General features: G+C 71.8%; 16 protein-coding genes. 8 read left to right on the top strand and 8 right to left on the bottom strand.

What is annotated here, in order from left to right; all coding sequences use genetic code 11:
• Window positions 1-13: 13 nt before the first annotated feature.
• Together ACGFRB_RS32110 and ACGFRB_RS32105 are read right to left on the bottom strand one after the other, a co-directional pair.
• Window positions 14-796: a DUF72 domain-containing protein gene (locus ACGFRB_RS32110; protein WP_393248064.1), complete on the bottom strand. Its 783-nt coding sequence runs from the start codon at window positions 794-796 to the stop codon at window positions 14-16.
• Between the two features lie 229 nt (window positions 797-1,025).
• Window positions 1,026-4,631, bottom strand: a complete 3,606-nt coding sequence (locus ACGFRB_RS32105; RefSeq protein WP_393248062.1) for a S8 family serine peptidase — start codon at window positions 4,629-4,631, stop codon at window positions 1,026-1,028.
• Window positions 4,632-4,888: 257 nt separating this feature from the next.
• Between ACGFRB_RS32105 and ACGFRB_RS32100 the strand changes: the two genes are divergently transcribed.
• From ACGFRB_RS32100 to ACGFRB_RS32090, 3 genes are all read left to right on the top strand, one after another.
• Entirely contained in the window at window positions 4,889-5,812 is a 924-nt protein-coding gene (locus ACGFRB_RS32100) for an ABC transporter ATP-binding protein (protein ID WP_393248060.1), read from the top strand.
• A complete protein-coding gene (locus ACGFRB_RS32095; RefSeq protein WP_363008398.1) occupies window positions 5,809-6,576 on the top strand; it encodes an ABC transporter permease in 768 nt (255 codons plus the stop codon). The genes ACGFRB_RS32100 and ACGFRB_RS32095 overlap by 4 nt, the downstream gene beginning before the upstream one ends.
• Before the next feature lie 250 nt (window positions 6,577-6,826).
• Entirely contained in the window at window positions 6,827-7,783 is a 957-nt protein-coding gene (locus tag ACGFRB_RS32090; protein WP_393248058.1) for a heme A synthase, read from the top strand.
• A gap of 134 nt (window positions 7,784-7,917) precedes the next feature.
• Here ACGFRB_RS32090 and ACGFRB_RS32085 read toward each other — a convergent pair whose 3' ends face one another.
• The 3 genes from ACGFRB_RS32085 to ACGFRB_RS32075 form a co-directional block, all read right to left on the bottom strand.
• Window positions 7,918-9,426, bottom strand: coding sequence for an Ig-like domain repeat protein (locus ACGFRB_RS32085; RefSeq protein WP_393248056.1), 1,509 nt, complete (start codon window positions 9,424-9,426; stop codon window positions 7,918-7,920).
• A gap of 231 nt (window positions 9,427-9,657) precedes the next feature.
• Entirely contained in the window at window positions 9,658-9,978 is a 321-nt protein-coding gene (locus ACGFRB_RS32080; protein WP_361229249.1) for a hypothetical protein, read from the bottom strand.
• A 95-nt stretch (window positions 9,979-10,073) separates the two neighbouring features.
• Entirely contained in the window at window positions 10,074-11,027 is a 954-nt protein-coding gene (locus ACGFRB_RS32075; protein WP_393248055.1) for a heme o synthase, read from the bottom strand.
• Between the two features lie 392 nt (window positions 11,028-11,419).
• On the opposite strand from ACGFRB_RS32075, the gene tkt reads away from it, so the two are divergent.
• The 5 genes from tkt to pgl are packed head-to-tail and all read left to right on the top strand — an operon-like array spanning window position 11,420 to window position 18,142.
• Window positions 11,420-13,507 carry a transketolase gene (tkt, locus tag ACGFRB_RS32070; protein ID WP_393248053.1) on the top strand — a complete coding sequence of 696 codons (2,088 nt, stop codon included), beginning with the start codon at window positions 11,420-11,422 and terminating at the stop codon, window positions 13,505-13,507.
• 45 nt (window positions 13,508-13,552) lie between these two features.
• Complete coding sequence (gene tal, locus ACGFRB_RS32065; RefSeq protein ID WP_393248051.1) at window positions 13,553-14,671, top strand: transaldolase; 1,119 nt, start codon at window positions 13,553-13,555, stop codon at window positions 14,669-14,671.
• Between the two features lie 5 nt (window positions 14,672-14,676).
• Window positions 14,677-16,209: a glucose-6-phosphate dehydrogenase gene (gene zwf / locus ACGFRB_RS32060; protein ID WP_363008386.1), complete on the top strand. Its 1,533-nt coding sequence runs from the start codon at window positions 14,677-14,679 to the stop codon at window positions 16,207-16,209.
• The gene (opcA, locus tag ACGFRB_RS32055) at window positions 16,206-17,363 is read left to right on the top strand and encodes a glucose-6-phosphate dehydrogenase assembly protein OpcA (RefSeq protein ID WP_393248049.1); all 1,158 of its coding nucleotides are present in this window, start codon (window positions 16,206-16,208) and stop codon (window positions 17,361-17,363) included. Before zwf ends, opcA begins: the two co-directional genes overlap by 4 nt.
• A complete protein-coding gene (gene pgl, locus ACGFRB_RS32050; protein WP_393248047.1) occupies window positions 17,360-18,142 on the top strand; it encodes a 6-phosphogluconolactonase in 783 nt (260 codons plus the stop codon). The genes opcA and pgl overlap by 4 nt, the downstream gene beginning before the upstream one ends.
• 59 nt (window positions 18,143-18,201) lie before the next feature.
• On the opposite strand, the gene ACGFRB_RS32045 is transcribed toward pgl, so the two are convergent.
• The 3 genes from ACGFRB_RS32045 to pgi all read right to left on the bottom strand — a co-directional run bounded on the left by ACGFRB_RS32045 (window position 18,202) and on the right by pgi (window position 21,945).
• A complete protein-coding gene (locus tag ACGFRB_RS32045; RefSeq protein WP_393248045.1) occupies window positions 18,202-19,731 on the bottom strand; it encodes a PH domain-containing protein in 1,530 nt (509 codons plus the stop codon).
• Window positions 19,728-20,210: a PH domain-containing protein gene (locus ACGFRB_RS32040; RefSeq protein WP_393248117.1), complete on the bottom strand. Its 483-nt coding sequence runs from the start codon at window positions 20,208-20,210 to the stop codon at window positions 19,728-19,730. The genes ACGFRB_RS32045 and ACGFRB_RS32040 overlap by 4 nt, the downstream gene beginning before the upstream one ends.
• A gap of 73 nt (window positions 20,211-20,283) precedes the next feature.
• A complete protein-coding gene (gene pgi / locus ACGFRB_RS32035; RefSeq protein WP_393248043.1) occupies window positions 20,284-21,945 on the bottom strand; it encodes a glucose-6-phosphate isomerase in 1,662 nt (553 codons plus the stop codon).
• Between the last annotated feature and the right edge of the window lie 173 nt (window positions 21,946-22,118).

The raw sequence follows: 22,118 nt of genomic DNA, 5'->3' as shown, positions 1-22,118 counted from the left end.
CGCTGACCAGGCTTTACGTCCGTCTCGCGGCCCCCTTCCCGACCCCCTTCGGCAAGGCCGTCGCGAGCCCCTGGGAGGCCGCCGAGCGGAGGAAGGCCCGTGCGTCGCGAACCGCCGCGCCACCGGTGTCGTTGTTGAAGAAAACGAAGACCTCCGCCCCGTTTCCCCAGGTCCCCGCGATCCGCTCCGCCCAGCTCGCGAGCGCCTGGCGGCCGTACGAGGGAAACGGCCGCGCCCGGCCCTCGTGCAGCCGCAGATATCCCCAGCCGGCGGTCCGCCACAGGGGGGTCACCGGCCGTGAGCCCCGGTCCGCCCAGCACAGCGCCGCGCCGTGGTCGGCGAGGACGGCGGCGGTCTGGTCCGTCCACCAGGAGGGGTGGCGGAACTCCACCGCCACCCGCGCCCCGGCCGGGAAGGCCGCGAGGGCGTCGGCGAGCAGCGCCGGATCGGCCCGCAGCGTCGGCGGCAACTGGAGCAGCACCGGGCCGAGCCGGTCGCCGAGACCCCGCGCGTGGTCCATGAGCCGGGCGACCGGCTCCCCGGGGTCCTTCAGCCGCTTGAGATGGGTGAGGTAGCGGCTCGCCTTCACCGCCATGACGAATCCGCCGGGGGTGCGCTCCCGCCAGCGCGCGAAGCCGTCCCGCTCGGGGAGCCGGTAGAAGGCACCGTCGTTCTCGACAGCGGCGAAGTGGCGCGCGTACTCCTCCAGCCGGCACCGCTGCGGGACGCCCTCGGGGTAGAGCACGTCCCGCCAGTCCCGGTACTCCCAGCCGCAGGTGCCGGTGAAGACGGTCACAGGGGGCGGGTGCCCGGTCGGGGCCGTTCCATCCGTCGGCGGAGGGCCGGGAGGGGCGTCGTCCTGGCATATGCCGGACCATCGATGTCATCGATGCCGCGCCTGGGCATATGCCGGGACGACGCCGGGCCCGCCCCCGGAGGGACGGGCCCGGTGCCGCTCGATTGGTTCTCACTCTGTCAGGTCGGGTGCGGGATCAGTGTCCGTCCCGCGCCCGGGCCCGCGTCCGTCAGCCGAGGTCGGGCCGGTGGCTCACCCGGACGGAGTTGACCAGGGTCTTGCCCTTGACGCCCACGAAGCGCAGGTTCAGCTGGCCGTCGGTGACCTCGACCGTGAAGGTCCGGTCGTGGGCGGCGAAGGTGCCCGCCGTCAGCGCGACGTCGAGGTTGGAGATCTTCTCCGTGTCCTCGGCCATCACGTCCATCACCCGGTCGGCCGGCTTGGCGTTGCCCAGCTCCGCGAAGCCGAGGTCGACCTGGTAGACGCCGTTCGGCAGGTTGTCGAAGCGGTACTCGTAGGCACCCTGGCGGGCGCTGCGGTACAGCTCCGGGTCGCCTGTGCCGGAGATCGCCTTGGTCGTGGTGACCTTGCCGGTGGAGCCGAGGTAGCCGTACGAGCCGGCCTGGTACTCCTGGTCGGGACGCCAGCCGTCACCGCGGGTGTCCGTGGACGCCGCGGTCGCGCCGGCGTCGACGGCCACCTGGTAGGCGGGCACGACGACCTTGACCTGCAGCTCCGTCAGCGGCGTGCGGCCGGACTCCGAGGCGATCTGGAGGGTGCCGGTGAGTACCGAGCCCGGGGTCGCGCCCTGGGTGTCGAGAGTGAGCGCCACCTTCTGGGTGCCGCCCGCCGCCAGGTCGCCCGAGGCCGGGCTGATCTTCAGCCAGGAGGCGCCGTTCTTCTCCTTGACCGTGTACGCGGTCGCGGAACCGTCGTTGCCGAGGACGAGCTCCCGGGCACGGCTCTGGTCCGCCGGGACGATCTCGGTCACCGCCGTACGGTCGGCCTTGACCCGGCCGGTGGCAAGGACCGCGTCGGCCGTGGCGATCTCGGTGGCCTTGGCGTCCCGCGCGGCGGTGGCGCCGGTGTAGTGCGCGGCGCCGAAGGCGAGGGTGTAGGTCGCCTTGTCGCCGGTGGCCGGGACCTGGGCGAGGTAGCCGCCGTCGGCGCCGGTGGTGGCCGTGCCGACCTCGACGCCGCCCTGGCGGACGGAGACCGTGGCGCCCTCGACGCCCCGCTTGTCGTTGCCGTCGGTGACGGTGCCGGCGACGACCGCGCTCTTGGTGGTGCGGAAGGTGATGCTCATGCCGTCGGTGACGACCGGCTCGTTGAACGAGTAGAGCAGGCCGTCGGTACCGGTGGCGTTCTCCAGGCCGATGGTGGCGCTGGAGCCGTTCTCGTAGCTGCCCGCGTCGATGTCCTTGTAGTGGTAGGACACCTCGCCGTCCTCACCGATCACCGCGGAGAAGGTGATGCGCTGGGCGGTACTGGCGTAGATCTGCACATCGCGCCACTCGACGGTGAACCGGCGGTGCGGGGCGGTGCCGGAGACTCCGCTGTAGATGCCCGAGTTGGCGTCCAGCTGGAGGTTGTCCCAGAACGGGTACAGCGCGCCGTTGGGCGTGGTGGTCGTCGGCAGCGTGCTGTTGGTGGACGAGGTGGAGCTGGTGCCGAAGGCGAGGACGCCCTCGGTGGTGGCGGTGGCGGTGCGGTACGTCTTGCCGTACAGCGCCACCGGGAAGGGCAGGTTCACCACGGCCGAGCCGGTGGTCTGGCTCGACAGGGTGAGCTTGTCGGTGCCCGTCGGGAAGGCCGCCCTGGTGAGCCGGCAGGCCGTGCCGAAGGTGTCGGTACGGGGCGCCAGGTCGATGTCCCGGGTGGTGTCGCCGCTCAGCTTGACGCCGGTGCTGGTACCCGCGGCGCAGCGGCTGACCGGGGTGACGGCCACGTCGTAGGCGCCGACCGGCAGGGTCAGCGCGTAGCTGCCGTCGGCCGCGGTGGTGCCGCGGACCGGGGTGCCCTGGACGGCGAGGGTGGCACCGGCCTCGGGGCCGGCCTCGGTCGAGACCTTGCCGGTGAGCTTGGCCGACGGGGCCTGTTCGACGGCGAAGTCCTTCGTCACGGCCTGGTCCTCGACCACCGTGACGGTGCCCGTGGCGGTGACGTAGCCGAACTTGCTCACCTCGGCCGTGTAGTCGCCGACCATCAGCTTCGGCAGCGCGTAGGAGCCGTCCGCGCCGGTGACGACCGTGGTCTTCATCGGGCCGGACAGGCTCAGCTGGGCGTCGCCGAGGGCGCCGCCGCCGGAGGTGACGGTGCCGGACAGGGCGCCGAGGGCGCCGCGCGGGGTGGCGCTGACCGCGGCGTAGGCGTCGAGCCGGCCCTCGCCGAAGACGTTGTTCTTGGCCGCGGTGCCGCCGCAGGTGGTGTCGTTGACGTCGATCGCGCTCTGGTCGAGCAGCTTCTCCGTCTCGGCGACGTTGCCGCGGATCGCGGGCGACGCCGACCACATCAGGGCGACGGTGCCGGCGGTGTGCGGGGAGGCCATCGACGTACCGGAGATGGTGCTGTAACCGCCGCCGGCCCAGGAGGACCGGACGTTGACGCCGGGGGCCGCCAGGTTGGGCTTGATCCCGCCGTTCTCGCCGGTGCCGCGCGAGGAGAAGCCGGCGATGGCGTTGTTGATGTCGAAGGCGCCCGAGGAGTACGAGTTCGTGTACGTGCCCGGGGCTCCGGAGGTGTTGCAGGCCGAACCGTTGTTGCCGTTGGAGAACGCCGGGAAGATGCCGGCGTCGCGCCACGCCTGCACCGTCTCGCGGTACCAGGGGTCGTAGCCCGTCATGCCCCAGGAGTTGTTGACCACGTCGGGGGCGAGGTCCGGGCGCGGGTTGGCGCCGTTCAGGTCGGTGGGGGCGATCACCCACTGGCCGGAGGCGAGCAGCGACTCCCGAGTGCAGGAGCTGGATTCGCAGCCCTTGGCGGAGACCCACTTGGCGCCGGGGGCGACACCGACCGTGTTGCCCGCGCCGTCGTCGCCGACCATGGTGCCCATGGTGTGGGTGCCGTGGCCGTTGTTGTCGCACGGGGTGGCGTTCGCGCAGACCTTCGCCGGGTCGAACCAGTTGTAGTTGTGGTCGTACGAGCCGTCCGATTTCAGACCCCGGTACTTGGCCTTGACCGCGGGGTGGTCGTACTGGACCCCGCTGTCGATGGACGCGACGACGACTCCGTCACCGCGTACCCCCAGCTCGTTCCAGACCTTGGGGGCGTTGATCCGGTCGATGTTCCACTCGACCCCGTCCGTCTTCGGCTCGGCCTCGCCGGGCAGCGGGTCGGGGAGCGTCAGCGCGCTGTCGGAGTCGAGGGAGGCGACGTCCGAGCGGGCGGCGAGCTTCTCGGCGAGCGCCCGGGTGCCGGTCACCTTGACGGTGTTGGCGATCCAGAAGGACTTCGCGGTACCGCCCTCGCGGGCGATCTCGTCGAGCACCCCCGCCTGCGCCTGGCCGGCGTAGGTGGTCATGGTGTCGTACACCGCGCGGGCCTTGGCCTTCTTGCCCTTGGCCTTGTGGGCGCCGGACCGGTCGGCCTTGCCGGTGAGGTTCACCCAGAAGGTGACCTTGCCGTCAGTGCCCTTGGCGGCCTTGGCGGCGAACTGGCCGACCAGCTTCGCGTCGCTCTTGGCGATGAGGGCGCCGCCCGGTGCGGGGGCGGCGGCGCTCGCCTGGGCCGGGAGTGCCCCGAGCCCCAGGGGAAGGGCGGTGATCAGGGCGGTCAGGGCGGCGAGGTTCGCTCCTCGCCCTGTACCGCGGGGGACCTGTTTCCTGCGTCGAGCCACGAACTCTCCTTGGTGAAAGCGGGTTCGTACCGGACGCTCAATCCGCTGCTGTCCTGCGGTGGCGGGGTGCGGGATGCCGGTCGTGCTGCGGGGGGTGCAGGCGCGGCCTGAGCCGCTAAAGATGATGCAGCCATGACAAGATGGTCACAAGTAGGTACCAGGGGTCCGCTTCAGGCCAATCCCGTGCCACCCGCCCCACCGGCCCGCCCCGCCCCCGTGGACCGACCACCGCGGACGCGTCTCTAGACTTGACCACCATGCGAAGCGAGCCCGTCCTCCGGATCGAAAGTCTGGTGAAGCGGTACGGAGAAAAGACCGCGGTCGACGGTCTCGATCTGACCGCCCACCCCGGCATCACCGCCGTCCTCGGCCCGAACGGGGCGGGCAAGACGACCACCATCGAGACCTGCGAGGGGTATCGCGGGCCGGACTCCGGAACCGTCCGGGTCCTCGGCCTCGATCCCGTCAGGGACGCCGCCCGGCTGCGGCCTCGGATCGGTGTGATGCTCCAGTCCGGCGGCGTCTACTCCGGCGCCCGCGCCGACGAGATGCTGCGCCATGTGGCCCGGCTGCACGCGCACCCGCTCGACGTGGACGCCCTGATCGAACGCCTGGGCCTGGGCAGCTGCGGCCGCACCGGCTACCGGCGGCTGTCCGGCGGCCAGCAGCAGCGGCTCGCGCTCGCCATGGCCGTCGTAGGACGGCCGGAACTGGTCTTCCTCGACGAGCCGACCGCCGGACTCGACCCGCAGGCCCGCCGCGCGACCTGGGATCTGGTCCGCGATCTGCGGACCGACGGCGTCTCCGTCATCCTCACCACCCACCACATGGACGAGGCCGAACAGCTCGCCGACGACGTGGCCGTGGTCGACGGCGGCAAGGTCATCGCCCAGGGCTCCCCGGAGCAGCTGTGCCGCGGCGGCGCGGAGAACACCCTGCGCTTCACCGGCCGCCCCGGCCTCGACACCGGCTCGCTCCTGAAGGCCCTGCCCGACGGCAGCGCGGCCACCGAGACCACCCCCGGCGCCTACCGTGTGACCGGGGAGATCGACCCCCAGCTGCTCGCGACGGTCACGTCCTGGTGCGCCCAGAACGGCGTGATGCCGGACCGGATCTCCGTCGAGCGCCACACCCTCGAAGACGTGTTCCTCGAACTGACCGGGCGGGAGCTGCGCGGATGAGCGCCGGTACGTACACCCCGAAGCCGGGAGCGGCCCCGCTCCCGCGCATGATCGGCGCGCAGGCCGTCCTGGAGACGAAGATGCTGCTGCGCAACGGCGAGCAGCTGCTCCTCACGGTCGTGATCCCCACCCTGCTGCTCGTGCTCTTCTCCTCCGTCGACATCGTCGACACGGGCGACGGCAAGGCCGTGGACTTCCTCGCCCCCGGCATCCTCGCCCTCGCGGTGATGTCCACCGCCTTCACCGGCCAGGCCATCGCCACCGGCTTCGAACGCCGCTACGGGGTGCTCAAGCGGCTCGCGGCCTCCCCGCTGCCACGCTGGGGCCTGATGACCGCGAAGACGCTGTCGGTGCTGGTCACCGAGATCCTCCAGGTGGTCCTGCTCACCGTCATCGCCTTCGCGCTCGGCTGGTCGCCCGAGGGCAACCCGTTCGCCGTGCTGCTCCTGCTGGTGCTCGGCACGGCGGCCTTCTCCGGCATCGGCCTGCTGATGGCCGGCACCCTCAAGGCCGAGGCGACCCTGGCCGCCGCCAACCTGGTCTTCCTGCTGCTGCTCATCGGCGGCGGCGTGGTCGTCCCGCTCGACAAGTTCCCCGAGGCCGCGCAGAGCGTCCTCGGGCTGCTGCCCATCGCGGCCCTCTCCGGCGGCCTGCGGGACGTCCTCCAAGGCGGCGCGATGATGCCGTGGGGCGACGCGCTGATCCTCGCCGTGTGGGCGGTCCTGGGGCTGGGCGCGGCGGCCAGGTTCTTCCGCTGGGAGTAAGGCCGGGGCCGCTGGGGCGCACCTCTCGGGGTGCGCCCCCGTGCGTTTTCCAGGGATGCCCGGGGGCCTCCGGGGGCCTCTCCCAGGGGCTCTCCAGGATTTCTTGGGAGTACTCAGGGGCCGTCTCAGGGCCCGCCTCAGGGGCGTCCGGTTGACGCGGTACGTGGCGATGCGGTGACGTTTCGCGTCGACTCGCCCCGGAACCACCCCCTCGTGAAACCGTGCACAAGCCCCCGCCTACGATGGGCCTGTGCAAACCCCCCTTGCCTTCATCGCCCAGCGCTGGACTCCGTCTCCCCGGATCGTCCGGCGCGCCGCGCTCTCCGCCGTCGTGATGAGCGTGATCATCATCGTCACCGGCGGCGCGGTCCGGCTGACCGGCTCCGGCCTCGGCTGCGACACCTGGCCGAAGTGCACGGACGACAGCCTGATCGTCACCGCCGAGCAGGGCTTCCACGGTGCCGTCGAGTTCGGCAACCGCATGCTGACCTACGTGCTGTCCGCCGCCGTCGGCTGGGCCATCTTCGCCACGCGCAGCGCCAAGCCCCGCCGCCGGAACCTCTCCCGGCTCGCCTGGGCCCAGTTCTGGATGGTGATGAGCAACGCCGTGATCGGCGGCATCACCGTCTGGATGGGCCTCAACCCGTGGACCGTGGCCGGCCACTTCATGGCCGCCAACGCACTGCTGACCGTCACCACGATCACCTGGATCCGGGTCGGCGAGGGCGACGGCGCGCCGAAGCCGCGCGTGCCGCGTCCCGTACGCAAGCTGTCCTGGGCGATCGTCGTCGTCTCGGCGGTGCTGATCGCGCTCGGTACGACGGTGACCGGCGCCGGCAAGCACGCGGGCGACAGCAGTGACGTCCCGCGTATGCCGTGGGACTGGACCAACGCGGCCCACATCCACGCCATCGCCGCGTGGCTGGTCTGCGCGCTCGGCATCGCGATGTGGCTGATCCTGCGCGTCGTCGACGCCCCGGACGACACCCGCGCCCGGGCCCGCGACCTGCTCGTCGTGCTGGCCGCGCAGGGCGTCATCGGCTACGTCCAGTACTTCACCGGCGTCCCCGAGATCCTGGTCGGCGCCCATATGCTCGGCTCCTCGCTGATGTGGGTCGCCGTCGTCCGGCTGGCCATGAGCCTGCGCGAGCGCCCGTCGGCGGAGCCGGAGCTCCCTGCGAAGGCTCCGGAGATGGCCGCACTGTAAGAGGTCGCGGATACGAGACACACGACAAGGGGCGCTCCCCGCGGAGCGCCCCTTGTCGTGTGTGCGGAGGCCTTGGCCGACCGGGCGTCGACGGTCGCCGCGGTCGGCGGGATCCGGCGGCCCTTCCGGTGGGATCAGCTGTACGGGTCGTGGTCCCCGTAGTCCCCGTAGCCGCCGCCTTCGGCGTTCACGGTGATCGTGACCGGCGCGGAGACGGAGGCCGGGCAGGTGGCGTCGCCCGCGTAGTGGGCCGTGACCTGGTGGGTGCCCACCCCGAGGTCGGATACGGAGATCTCGGCGCGGCCGTCACCGCCTACGGGGGCCGAGGCGATCGGGGTGTCGCCGCTGTAGAAGGTGACCTCACCGGTGGGGGTGCCGAGGTCACAGGTCACCTCGGCGGTCAGGGTGACCGGCTGTCCCTTGGTGACCGTGGTCGGGGATGCGGTGAGCGTGGTGGTGCTCGACGGCTCCTCCACCACCGCCAGGCTGTACCAGCGGCCCGCGGCGATCGCGGTGGCCCGGGCGCCTTCTGGGAGGTCGGTGAGGATGGGGGTCTCCCGGGGGATGGTGGAGCCGTCGCCCAGCGCACCGAAGTAGTTGGCGCCCCAGGCGAGGATCTGGCCGGTGGAGGTCAGCGCCAGGCTGTCGCTGTGTCCTGCGGCGATGGCGGTGACGGTGAAGCCCGGGGGGAGAAGGACCGTGACAGGGGTGTCGCTCTCCATGAGGGAGCCGTTGCCGAGCTGGCCGCCGATGTTGGAGCCCCAGGCCAGGACCCGGTGGTCGGAGGTCAGCGCGAGGCTGTGGTTGGTACCCGCGGCGACCGCCGTGATCGTCGTGCCCGCCGGGATGAGGGTGGCGACAGGGGTGGTGCTGCCGGTCGTGGTGCCGTTGCCGAGCTGACCATTGACGTTGTCGCCCCAGGCGAGGACACGGCCGTCGGAGGTCAACGCCAGAGAGTGGTAGCTGCCCATGGAGACCGCGGTGATGGTGGTGCCGGCGGGGATGTCGACGAGGACAGGGAGGGTGCTGCCGGTCGTCGTACCGTCGCCCAGTTGACCGAGGTCGTTGCGGCCCCAGGCGTAGAGGCGGCCGTCGGAGGTCAGCGCCACGCTCTCGTTGTAGCCCGCGGTGATGGCGGTGACGGTGATACCGGCGGGGAGGTGGACGGCGACGGGGGTGAACCGGTCGGTCGTGGTGCCGTCGCCCAGCTCGCCGTAGGTGTTGGCGCCCCAGGCGAGGACCCGGCCGTCGGACGTCAGCGCCAGACTGTGCGCGCCGTTCGCGGCGATGGCGGTGACGGTGGTGCCCGCCGGAAGGTCGACGGCGACCGGGGTGGTGCTTCCGGTGTCGGTGCCGTCACCGAGCTGGCCCGCGTAGCCGACGCCCCAGGCGAGGACGCGGCCGTCGGACGTCAACGCCAGAGCGTGGAAGTTGGCCGCGGCCACGGCGGTGACCCTGGTGCCCGCGGGGAGGTGCACCCCCACAGGGACGTCGCTGCTGGTGGTGGTGCCGTTGCCCAGCTGGCCCGCGAGGTTGAAGCCCCAGCTCAGCACTGTGCCCGCCGGCGGGGCCGCATGGGCGGCCGGGGCGGCGAGACCGGTCAGGAACAGTGCGGCGGCCAGAGCCGCCAGCAGGGCGCGCACACGCGAGCGGCGGCACCCCGATACATGCGACATACACGACACATACGGCGAATTATTCACAAATGCTTTATATGGGCGCCTTGCCCTGCCGGGCGGCGACACCCTGAGCCTCCCTCCGACATCACCCACTCGCCACCGGATTGCTTCCGCGCCCGCGTCCTGTGGCAGGACGCGGGCGCGGAAGCCGACCGGACCAGCGGTGTCAGTCGGTGGAGAAGAGAGGGGAACGGCTCAGCCGTTCGACGGACCGCCGACCTGGATGCCCGCCATGCGGGTCCACTCGTACGGCCCCGTGACGACCTTCGCGGCGAACTCGCCGTCGAACTCGTCGTGCAGAGTGAGCCCGGCCAGCTCGGCGGCCTGCTGGGCGATCGCGTAGTCGGGGGCCACCAGGTCGCCCCAGCCGCCGTCCTCGCCGACGAGGACGATCCGGGTGCCCGCCTGGCCGATGTGGGCCAGCTGACCCTCGGCGCCGCCGTGCTTACCGGAGAACGCCTTGATCTCGCGGGCCAGCTTGGCCGCCTTGCGCTCCGCCTGCTTCGTTTCTGCCATGCAGCAGATGCTACTCGCGGGTAGATCACGTGGCGACGGCCGGGGCACGTGGCGTGGGCCACGCACCCCGGCCGTCGCCCGGGTCCTTGAAGGTGTCAGCGCAGGAAGGGGTCCACCGCGACCGCCACGAACAGCAGCGAGACATAGGTGATGGACCAGTGGAACAGGCGCATCTCCTTGAGCTTCGCGCCGGTCACCTCGGCCTTGGCGCGGCTCAGGAGCGCGTGCGCCTCCCACAGCCACCAGCCGCCGGTGACCAGGGCCACCGCGGTGTAGAACCAGCCGGTGTAGCCCAGCGGGGTGAGCAGCAGCGAGACGCCGACCATCACCCAGCTGTAGAGGACGATCTGCTTGGCGACGACCTTGTTGGAGGCCAGCACCGGGAGCATCGGCACGCCCGCGCGGGCGTAGTCCTCCTTCACCTTCATCGACAGCGGCCAGTAGTGCGGCGGCGTCCAGAAGAAGATGACGAGGAAGAGGATGACGGCGGCCCAGGACATCGAGTCGGTCACCGCCGACCAGCCGATGAGGACCGGCAGACAGCCGGCGATGCCGCCCCAGACGATGTTCTGGGCGGTGCGCCGCTTGAGGATCATCGTGTAGACGACCACGTAGAAGAGCAGCGCGCCGAGCGACAGCCAGGCGGACAGCCAGTTGACGAGCAGTCCGAACCAGAGCGTCGACACCACGCCGAGGGAGATGCCGAAGACCAGCGCCTCGCGCGGCGAGACCATGCCGGTGACCAGCGGACGCTGGGCCGTACGGTCCATGAGCGCGTCGATGTCGCGGTCGATGTACATGTTCAGCGCGTTGGCGCCGCCCGCGGACAGGTAGCCGCCGAAGCAGGTGGCGAGCACCAGCCAGAGGTTCGGCACGCCCTGTTCGGCGAGGAACATCACCGGAACGGTGGTGATGAGCAGAAGCTCGATGATCCGCGGCTTCGTCAGCGCCACGAATGCCTTGACGCGGGCCCCGAACGGCCGATGGCCCGCCGGGCTGGGAGTCAAGACGACCCCTGCGGGTCGGGACTCGACGGCCGTCACGCACACCCCTGACAGAGAAATCCCAGCAAGCCTCCCCGCCTGCGGGCAGGACGAAACTTGCGCGTACCACGCCACTGTAGACGTTGCCCATACCTCGTTCTTCTTCGGGGTGGGCTCGTGTCACCCGGCCTCACCGGCGGCCCCGGGGCGACCTGCGCGAACACTCCCGGGACCGGGGGTGCATCCGAGCTTCTCGGTCGTTGAGCCGGCACGCGCGGACCCCGCCTCCGGCCCGGCCCCGGAAGGCGAAGACGGCCACCCCTTCACCGTGTTGCCAAAGCCGCTCATTTGAGGGGCCTGGACACGAAAAGAGTGGCGATTTCCAGGGGTAGGCTCGACCACGCCGGGACACCCTCCGTCACCGGCCCACGACATGCGGAGAGGAGCCCTGACTCAGGGTGAGCACTAAGCAGACGACCACAGACCTCGAATGGACCGATCTGGACCAGCGGGCCGTGGACACCGCCCGCGTTCTCGCCGCCGACGCCGTGCAGAAGGTCGGCAACGGCCATCCCGGTACGGCGATGAGCCTCGCACCCGCCGCGTACACCCTCTTCCAGAAGGTGATGCGGCACGATCCGGCCGATCCGCGGTGGGTGGGCCGCGACCGGTTCGTCCTCTCCGCCGGGCACTCCTCGCTGACCCTGTACACCCAGCTGTACCTGGGCGGGTTCGGGCTGGAGCTCGACGACCTGAAGGCCTTCCGTACCTGGGGCTCGAAGACCCCGGGTCACCCGGAGTACGGCCACACGGCGGGCGTGGAGACGACCACCGGTCCGCTGGGCCAGGGTGTCGCCAACGCGGTGGGCATGGCCATGGCCGCCCGCTACGAGCGCGGTCTGTTCGACCCGGAGGCGGCCAAGGGCACCTCCCCGTTCGACCACCACGTGTACGTGATCGCCGGCGACGGCTGCCTCCAGGAGGGCATCTCCGCCGAGGCGTCCTCGCTCGCGGGTCACCAGAAGCTCGGCAACCTGACCCTGCTGTGGGACGACAACCACATCTCGATCGAGGGCGACACCGAGACCGCCGTGTCCGAGGACACGATGAAGCGGTACGAGGCGTACGGCTGGCACGTCCAGCGCGTGGAGCCCAAGGCCGACGGCGATCTGGACCCGGTCGCGCTGTACGCGGCGATCCGGGCCGCCGAGGCCGAGACCGAGCGCCCGTCGTTCATCGCGATGCGCTCGATCATCGCCTGGCCCGCCCCGAACGCGCAGAACACCGAGGCCGCGCACGGCTCGGCGCTCGGCGCCGACGAGGTCGCCGCCACCAAGCGCGTCCTCGGCTTCGACCCGGAGCAGTCCTTCGAGGTCTCCGACGAGGTCATCGGGCACACCCGCGCGCTGGGCGACCGGGGCCGCGAGGCCCGCGCCGAGTGGGAGAAGTCGCTCGCCGCGTGGCGTACGGCCAACCCGGAGCGGGCGGCCTCCTTCGACCGGATCCAGGCCAATGAGCTGCCGGCCGGCTGGGCCGAGAAGCTGCCGGTCTTCGAGCCCGGTTCGAGCGTGGCGACCCGCGCCGCCTCCGGCAAGGTGCTCCAGGCGCTCGGTTCGGTGCTGCCCGAGCTGTGGGGCGGCTCGGCCGACCTCGCCGGCTCGAACAACACCACGATCGACAAGTCGTCCTCGTTCCTCCCCGAGGGCAACCCGCTGCCCGAGGCGGACCCGTACGGCCGGACGATCCACTTCGGCATCCGCGAGCACGCCATGGCCGCGGAGATGAACGGCATCGCCCTGCACGGCAACACCCGGATCTACGGCGGCACCTTCCTGGTGTTCTCCGACTACATGCGCAACGCCGTCCGGCTGTCCGCGCTGATGCACCTGCCGGTGACGTACGTGTGGACGCACGACTCGATCGGTCTCGGCGAGGACGGCCCGACCCACCAGCCGGTGGAGCACCTGGCCGCGCTGCGCGCGATCCCGGGTCTCGTCGTGGTCCGTCCGGCCGACGCCAACGAGACGGCGATCGCCTGGCGCGAGATCACCGAGCGCCACACCCGGGTGTACGGCAAGGGCGCCCCGCACGGTCTGGCCCTCACCCGCCAGGGCGTGCCCGTCTACGCGCCGAACGAGGACACCGTCAAGGGCGGCTACGTGATGTTCGAGGCCGACGGCGGCACGCCGGAGGCCATCCTCATCGCGACCGGCTCCGAGGTGCACCTGGCCGTCGAGGCCCGCGAGCAGCTCCAGGCCGCCGGCGTGCCGACCCGGGTGGTCTCGATGCCGTCCGTGGAATGGTTCGAGGAGCAGGACCAGGCGTACAAGGACTCCGTCCTGCCGCCGTCGGTCAAGGCGCGGGTCGCGGTCGAGGCCGGGGTCGGCCTGACCTGGCACCGGTACGTCGGCGACGCCGGCCGGATCGTCTCCCTGGAGCACTTCGGTGCCTCGGCGGACGCCAAGGTCCTGTTCCGCGAGTTCGGATTCACGCCGGAGGCGATCGCCTCGGCCGCCCGGGAATCGATCGCCGCCGCCGCGCGCTGACGCGGATACGCGCGATTACGTACGACTAATGGAGATGCAACTCTCATGACAGACGCTCTCAAGCGCCTCTCCGACGAAGGCGTCGCGATCTGGCTGGACGATCTCTCGCGCAAGCGGATCACGTCCGGCAACCTGGCCGAGCTGATCGACCAGAGCCATGTGGTGGGCGTGACCACCAACCCGTCCATCTTCCAGAAGGCGATCTCCTCGGGCGACGGCTACGAGCGGCAGCTGGCCGATCTCGCCGCCCGCAAGGTGACCGTGGACGAGGCCATCCGCATGATCACGACGGCCGACGTCCGCGACGCCGCCGACATCCTGCGCCCGGTCTTCGACGCGACCGAGGGCCAGGACGGCCGGGTCTCCATCGAGGTCGACCCGCGCCTGGCCCACGAGACGGTCGCGACCGTCGCCGAGGCCAAGCAGCTGGCCTGGCTGGTGGACCGCCCCAACACCCTCATCAAGATCCCGGCCACCAAGGCGGGTCTGCCGGCGATCACCGAGGTCATCGGCCTCGGCATCAGCGTGAACGTGACGCTGATCTTCTCGCTGGAGCGCTACCGGGCGGTCATGGACGCCTACCTGGCGGGCCTGGAGAAGGCCCGCGAGCGCGGCCTCGACCTCTCCGAGATCCACTCGGTGGCGTCGTTCTTCGTGTCCCGCGTGGACAGCGAGATCGACAAGCGCCTGGACGGTGTCGGCACCGACGAGGCCAAGGCCCTCAAGGGCAAGTCGGCGCTCGCCAACGCCCGTCTGGCCTACGAGGCCTACGAGGAGGTCTTCGGCTCCGCCCGCTGGGCCGCCCTCGACAAGGCGCACGCCAACAAGCAGCGTCCGCTGTGGGCCTCGACCGGTGTGAAGGACCCGGCGTACAAGGACACCCTGTACGTGGTGGACCTGGTCGCCCCGGGCACCGTCAACACCATGCCGGAGGCCACCCTGGAGGCCACCGCCGACCACGGTGTGGTCGCCGGCGACACCATCCGCGGCACCTACGAGGAGTCCCGCCGGGTCCTCGACGCGGTGGCCAAGCTGGGCATCTCGTACGACGATGTCGTCCAGGTCCTGGAGGACGAGGGCGTCGAGAAGTTCGAGGCCGCCTGGACCGACCTGCTCACGTCGACCGAGGCGGAGCTCACCCGCCTCGCACCCTCGGAGGCGTAGTCCCCTTGAGCGCAGTCACCGGAGCCAATCCGCTCCGTGACGCCGCAGACCGACGGCTCCCGCGTATCGCGGGGCCGTCGGGTCTGGTGATTTTCGGTGTCACGGGCGATCTGTCCCGCAAGAAGCTGATGCCCGCCGTCTACGACCTCGCCAACCGGGGTCTGCTGCCGCCGGGCTTCTCCCTCATCGGTTTCGCCCGCCGTGAGTGGCACGACGAGGACTTCGCCCAGGAGGTCCACGACGCCGTCAAGCAGCACGCGCGCACCCCGTTCCGCGAGGAGGTGTGGCAGCAGCTGAGCCAGGGCATGCGGTTCGTCCAGGGCGACTTCGACGACGACGACGCCTTCGAGCAGCTGAAGGCCACCATCGAGGACGTGGACAAGGAGCAGGGCACGGGCGGCAACTTCGCCTTCTACCTCTCCGTACCGCCGAAGTTCTTCCCCCTGGTCGTCCAGCAGCTGAAGAAGCACGGGCTCGCCGACCAGAAGAACGACTCCTGGCGCCGCGCGGTGATCGAGAAGCCCTTCGGCCACGACCTGGCGTCGGCGAAGGAACTCAACGACATCGTCCACGAGGTCTTCCCGCCCGAGGCGGTCTTCCGGATCGACCACTACCTCGGCAAGGAGACCGTCCAGAACATCCTGGCGCTCCGCTTCGCCAACACCCTCTTCGAGCCGATCTGGAACCGGTCGTACGTCGACCACGTACAGATCACCATGGCCGAGGACATCGGCATCGGCGGCCGGGCCGGCTACTACGACGGCATCGGCGCGGCCCGTGACGTCATCCAGAACCATCTGCTCCAGCTGCTGGCGCTCACCGCGATGGAGGAGCCCGCCTCCTTCGACGCCGACGCGCTCGCCGCGGAGAAGACCAAGGTGCTCGGCGCCGTACGGCTGCCGAAGGACCTCGCGAAGTCCACGGTCCGCGGGCAGTACGCGGCGGGCTGGCAGGGCGGCGAGCGGGCCGTCGGCTACCTGGAGGAAGACGGGATCGACCCGCAGTCGAAGACCGACACCTACGCGGCGATCAAGCTGGGCATCGACAACCGCCGCTGGGCGGGCGTCCCCTTCTATCTGCGCACCGGCAAGCGGCTGGGCCGCCGGGTCACCGAGATCGCGGTGGTCTTCCAGCGCGCCCCGCACTCCCCGTTCGACCACACGGCGACCGAGGAGCTCGGCCGGAACGCGATCGTGATCCGCGTCCAGCCGGACGAGGGCGTCACGATGCGCTTCGGCTCCAAGGTGCCCGGCACCCAGATGGAGATCCGGGACGTGTCGATGGACTTCGCCTACGGCGAGTCCTTCACCGAGTCCAGCCCGGAGGCGTACGAGCGGCTCATCCTCGACGTCCTGCTCGGCGACTCCAACCTCTTCCCGCGGGTCGAGGAGGTCGAGCTGTCCTGGAAGATCCTCGACCCGATCGAGCGGTTCTGGGACCAGAACGGCACGCCCGCCCAGTACGAGTCCGGGACCTGGGGTCCGGTCGAGGCGGACGAGATGCTCGCACGAGACGGCAGGAGCTGGCGCCGGCCATGAAGACCGACCTGACGGACACCACGTCCTCCAAGATCAACAAGGCGCTGGTGCTCGGGCGGCGGGCCATAGGAACCCCGGCCGTCGGCATGGTGCTGACCCTCGTCATCGTCACCGACGAGGAGAACGCCTACGACGCGCTCAAGGCGGCCAACGAGGCGTCCCGCGAGCACCCCTCGCGCACCCTCGTCGTCATCAAGCGGGTCTCGCGCACCCCGCGGGACCGCGCCAACGCGCGGCTGGACGCCGAGGTCCGCCTCGGCGCCGACGCCAGCACCGGCGAGACGGTGGTGCTCCGGCTGTACGGCGAGGTCGTCGACCACGCCCAGTCGGTGGTGCTGCCGCTGCTCCTGCCGGACGCGCCGGTCGTCGTCTGGTGGCCGGTGAACGCGCCGGCCGACCCGGCCAACGATCCGCTGGGCGCCCTCGCCCAGCGCCGTGTCACCGACACGTACGCCGCCGAACAGCCGATCCAGGAGCTGACCGCGCGCGCCGACGCGTACACCCCGGGCGACACGGACCTGTCGTGGTCCCGGATCACCCCGTGGCGTTCGATGCTGGCCGCCGCGCTCGACCAGGTGCGGTGCGAGGTCACCTCGGCGGCGGTCGAGGGCGAGGAGTTCAACCCGAGCGTCGAGCTGCTCGCCATGTGGCTGGCGGACCGGCTCCAGGTTCCGGTGCGGCGCGCCGCGTCGACGGGCCCGGGGCTGACCTCCGTACGCCTGGAGACCGACGCCGGTCCGATCGTGCTCGACCGCCCGGACGGCTCCCTCGCGACGCTGTCCATCCAGGGCCAGCCGGACCGCGCGGTGGCGCTCAAGCGGCGTGAGACGGCCGAGCTGATCGCGGAGGAGCTGCGCCGGCTGGACCCGGACGACACCTACGCGTCGGCGCTGAAGTACGGCCTGGAGCGGCTGGACGAGCGGGCGGCGACGACCGCGCCGGAGCCGGTCGCGGAGGCCGGCGAGAGCGCCGAGGCCACCGAGATCGCTGAGACCGCCGAGAGCGCGGAGCCGGGCGACGAGTCGGCCGTGGACCGGTCCGTCGCGGACGAGCCGGACACGGTCACCGAGCAGGCGACGGGCGACGAGTCCGCCGCCGGATCGTCCCGGCGCGGCGGCCGGAAGTCCTCCTCCCGGAAGGCGGCGGCGAAGTGAGCGTGCCCCAGCTGGTCGTCCACCGCGACAAGGAACTGATGGCCGAGGCCGCCGCGGCCCGGCTGATCACCAGAATCGTGGACGCGCAGGCCGCCCGGGGCTCCGCCTCGGTGGTGCTCACCGGCGGCCGCAACGGCAACGGGCTGCTCGCGGCCCTGCGCGCGGCGCCCGCCCGCGACGCGATCGACTGGGGACGGCTCGACCTGTGGTGGGGCGACGAGCGCTTCCTGCCGGAGGGCGACCCGGAGCGCAATGTCACCCAGGCCCGCGAGGCGCTGCTCGACAGCGTCCCGCTGGACCCGGCGCGGGTGCACGCGATGCCGGCCTCGGACGGTCCGTACGGCTCCGACGTGGAGGCGGCGGCCGCGGCGTACGCGGCACAGCTCGCCGCGGCGGTCGTGCCGGGCGACCACCACGGGGTGCCGACCTTCGACGTCCTGATGCTGGGGGTCGGCCCGGACACGCATGTGGCCTCGCTCTTCCCCGAGCTGCCGGCGGTCCGGGAGACCGAGCGGACGGTCGTCGGGGTGCACGGCGCGCCCAAGCCGCCGCCGGTCCGGATCTCGCTGACGCTTCCGGCGATCCGGGCCGCGAAGGAGGTCTGGCTGCTCGCGGCGGGCGCGGACAAGGCGAAGGCCGCGGCCATCGCGCTGTCCGGCGCGGGCGAGATCCAGGCTCCGGCGGCCGGGGCCCGCGGGCAGGCGCGCACGCTGTGGCTGCTGGACGCGGCGGCGGCCTCGGAGCTGCCCCGGGACCTGTACCCGCCGGCCTCCGCCTGATCCCTCGACGGCGAAGCACGAGGCCCGGTCCACCGGTTCGGTGGGCCGGGCCTTCGTCGTCACTCCCTCGGCTCCAGGAAGGGCGCGAGGAGGTCCGGTACGGCCTCGGCGGCGAAGCGGAGGCCCTGGCTCTCGCCCGCGTCGTGGACGGTGTACGCGCCCTCCCCCGCAGCCGTCGTCGCGCGCAGCGTGAGCACCCCGGCGCGCCGCTGGAACCAGGACCGCCGGACGGTCCAGCCGATCACCCCGGCGCGCTGGAGGGCGACCGTGGAGCGGCGCACGCTGCCCGAACGGGTCACCAGGTAGGTGCCGCTGACGCCGTGTCCGAGGCTGCGGTAGGTGTCCCGAGCGAGCAGCAGGGCGAGCGGGGTGAGGACGACGGCGACACCGGCCGCCACGTACGCGAGGACGGGGGTGAGCCAGGCCCCGAGGACGGCGAGCCCGGCCGCCGGTCCGAGCGCGGCGGCCAGCGCCCGGCGGACGCGGCGGACGCGGGCGGCCCGGGGGTGGGCGGCGAGCGGGGCGCTCGTGGGCGGTTCCGCCTCGCGCAGCACCTGGGCGGCGACTCGGTCGGCGACGGCGCGCGGCACCGGTGGCAGCAGGTTCTTCAGGTCGCCGTGCTTGTCGTCGTCGTCCTGGGCGAGCCCGGTGGCGACGGCGTCGACGCGGGCGCCGCGGAAGAGCCGTACACCAAGGGGTTCGACGAGCTCGACGCCGCGCAGCCGGCGCTCCTCCAGGGAGACGGAGCGGGAGGTGAACAGGCCGCGGCGGACCCGGAGGGTGCCGCCGGGCTCGCGCTCCAGCCGGTAGCCGGACCACGACTCGATCCACACGCCGAGGGCACCGATCATGCCGGCGGCGGTGACGAGCAGCACCAGATCGACGATCATCCAGGTCAGCGAGACGTCCTCGAAACGCTCACCCACCCAGCGGATGACCGTCTCCTGGGCCCCGAACCAGTCGCTGACCTGCATGATCGCCCCGCCCGCGGCGAGGCCGAGCAGCGGGGCGACGAAGGAGACCGGGGCGTAGCGGATCCAGCGCGGGTCGAGGGAGGCGAGAACGCCGTCGTGGGCGGTGTCGCCGGGCCCTTCGGCGGGGCGGGCGAGCAGGGTGCGGCGCAGGTGTTCGCCCTCGGCGCGGGTGACCAGGTCGAGTTCAAGGGTGGATTCGCCGCCGGTGTGCTCGCCGGTGCCGATCCGGACCTTGACGAGGCCGAGGACGCGTTCGAGGGGGTTGGCGGTGAGGTCGACGCTGCGGATCCGGTCGCGGGCGAGGGAGCGGCGTTTGACGACGAGGAGCCCGCTGTGGAGGTCGATCCGCTCGGGTCCGACGCGGTAGCGGGTGCGGCGCAGCCGGACCCAGTCGGCGGCGATGCCGCCACCGACCAGCAGGAACGATCCGGCAAGCACCCAGGCGACGGCCTGCCACAGCGGGCGGGAGCCGCCGGAGAGGGTGACGTACGTGGGCATCGCGGCGCCGCCGGCGACGCCGACCAGCACGGCGGCACCGGCGAGCAGCGAGCGCGGGGCGAGCCGCCGCCAGCCCCCGCCCCCGTCGTGGCCGGGGGTCGCCTCGGGGCTGCTCATGTCGCGTCCCCCGGGGTGGCCCGGGTGATCGCGGTGAGCCGTTCGGCCAGCTCGGCGGCGAGCGCGTGGTCGAGGCCCTCGATGCGCAGGGCGCCCTTGGAGGAGGCGGTGGTGACGGTGACGGTGGCCAGCTTGAACGTCTGCTCCAGCGGGCCCCGTACGGTGTCGACCGTCTGGATCCGGGACATCGGGGCGATCCGCCACTCCTGCCAGAACGCCCCGGTCCGGACGTACACGGCGTCCTCGGTGACCTCCCAGCGGTGCACCCGGAACCACCAGCCGGGCAGGCCCGCGGTGGCGGCGAGGCCGAGCACCGCCACCGCGCCGCCGGAGGCGAGCAGCCAGAACCTGGCCGGCCCGATGAAGGCGCCGAGCACCGCCAGGATCAGCACCGGCACGGCGGTGCCGATCAGAAGCTGCGTCCGCCACCAGCCGACGGCCCGGCCGTCGACGGCGTTCCGCGGCGGGCGCAGCCGCACCTCCCGCTCCCCGTGGTCCTGCCCGTGCCCGCCGTGGTTCTCATACGCGCCCCGCTCCCCCCTCGTCACCGGGTCAGCTCCGGCCGCGCAGCGAGCGGTAGGCGGCGACGAGTCCGGCGGTGGACGGGTCCAGGTCCGCGCCGCCCTCGCCCCGGGTGAGGACCGGCTCGATCCGCTTGGCGAGGACCTTGCCGAGTTCGACACCCCACTGGTCGAAGGAGTCGATGTTCCAGACGGCGCCCTGGACGAAGACCTTGTGCTCGTAGAGGGCGATGAGCTGGCCGAGGACGGACGGGGTGAGGGCGTCCGCCAGGATGGTGGTGGTGGGGTGGTTGCCCCGGAAGGTCTTGTGCGGGACCAGCTCCTCGGCCACGCCCTCGGCCCGCACCTCCTCGGGCGTCTTGCCGAAGCCCAGTGCCTGGGTCTGGGCGAAGAAGTTGGCCATGAGCAGGTCGTGCTGGGCGGCGAGGCCGGCCGGCAGGTCGGCGACGGGCCGGGCGAAGCCGATGAAGTCGGCCGGGATGACCTTGGTGCCCTGGTGGATCAACTGGTAGTAGGCGTGCTGGCCGTTGGTGCCGGGGGTGCCCCAGACGACCGGGCCGGTCTGCCAGTCGACGGGCCGGCCGTCGCGGTCGACTGACTTGCCGTTGGACTCCATGTCGAGCTGCTGGAGGTACGCGGTGAACTTCGACAGGTAGTGCGAGTACGGCAGGACCGCGTGCGACTGGGCGTCGAAGAAGGCGCCGTACCAGATGCCGAGGAGGCCGAGCAGCAGCGGGGCGTTCTCCTCGGGCGGGGCGGTGCGGAAGTGCTCGTCGACGAGGTGGAAGCCGTCGAGCATCTCGCGGAAGCGGTCCGGGCCGATGGCGATCATCAGGGACAGGCCGATGGCGGAGTCGTAGGAGTAGCGGCCGCCGACCCAGTCCCAGAACTCGAACATGTTCGCGGTGTCGATGCCGAAGTCGCGGACCTTCCCGGCATTGGTCGACAGGGCGACGAAGTGACGGGCGACGGCCTCCTGACCGGCCCCGAGCTCGCCGAGGAGCCATTCCCGGGCGGAGGTGGCGTTGGTGATCGTCTCGATGGTGGTGAAGGTCTTCGAGGCGACGATGAAGAGGGTCTCGGCGGCGTCGAGGTCGCGGACGGCCTCGTGCAGGTCGGCGCCGTCGACGTTGGAGACGAAGCGGACGACCAGGTCGCGGCGGGTGAAGGAGCGCAGCGCCTCGAAGGCCATGGCGGGGCCGAGGTCGGAGCCGCCGATGCCGATGTTGACGATGTTCTTGATCGGCCTGCCGGTGTGGCCGGTCCACTCGCCCGCGCGGACCCGGTCCGCGAAGCCCGCCATCTTGTCGAGGACGGCGTGCACCTCGGGAACGACGTTCACCCCGTCGACCTCGACGACCGCCCCGCGCGGGGCGCGCAGCGCGGTGTGCAGGACGGCGCGGTCCTCGGTGGTGTTGATCTTCTCGCCGCGGAACATGGCGTCGCGCAGCTGCGCGACGCCGGTGGCGGCGGCCAGGTCGCGCAGCAGTTCCAGGGTCTGATCGGTCACGAGGTGCTTGGAGTAGTCGAGATACAGGTCGCCGACGCGCAGCGCGTACCCCGTGCCGCGGCCGGGGTCGGTGGCGAACAGCTCGCGCAGATGGGTGTCGCCCAGCTGCTCACGGTGCTTGCCGAGGGCCGCCCACTCGGGCAGCTGGTTCAGCCTGGTGCCTGCGTTCGTCATCTCGGACATCGCCCATTTCTTCGTCTTGCCGGTTGTATGCCCCGCCCTGACAACTTAGTTGATCGTGGGCCCCGAACCCGTCCGGCGCGTGCCCCGGGCGGCGGCCCGGCCGGTCCCCGCGTGCACGACTTGCGCGGCCGGCGCGTGCGGGGCCCTGTGCGTACGGCCCCGGACACGGCGAA

This window comes from Streptomyces sp. NPDC048718 (assembly GCF_043198875.1).
In the GTDB taxonomy this organism is placed as follows: Bacteria; Actinomycetota; Actinomycetes; order Streptomycetales; family Streptomycetaceae; genus Streptomyces.
The sequence above is the reverse complement of the archived record's forward strand: the minus strand, read 5'-3'. Positions and strand labels throughout refer to the sequence as shown.

Bases quoted from the DNA above. Each gene is read 5' to 3' on its own strand.
- pgi (WP_393248043.1), bottom strand. From the start codon at position 21,945: ATGTCCGAGATGACGAACGCAGGCACCAGGCTGAACCAGCTGCCCGAG.
- tal (WP_393248051.1), top strand. From the start codon at position 13,553: ATGACAGACGCTCTCAAGCGCCTCTCCGACGAAGGCGTCGCGATCTGG.
- ACGFRB_RS32100 (WP_393248060.1), top strand. From the start codon at position 4,889: ATGCGAAGCGAGCCCGTCCTCCGGATCGAAAGTCTGGTGAAGCGGTAC.
- ACGFRB_RS32045 (WP_393248045.1), bottom strand. From the start codon at position 19,731: ATGAGCAGCCCCGAGGCGACCCCCGGCCACGACGGGGGCGGGGGCTGG.
- opcA (WP_393248049.1), top strand. From the start codon at position 16,206: ATGAAGACCGACCTGACGGACACCACGTCCTCCAAGATCAACAAGGCG.
- ACGFRB_RS32095 (WP_363008398.1), top strand. From the start codon at position 5,809: ATGAGCGCCGGTACGTACACCCCGAAGCCGGGAGCGGCCCCGCTCCCG.
- ACGFRB_RS32080 (WP_361229249.1), bottom strand. From the start codon at position 9,978: ATGGCAGAAACGAAGCAGGCGGAGCGCAAGGCGGCCAAGCTGGCCCGC.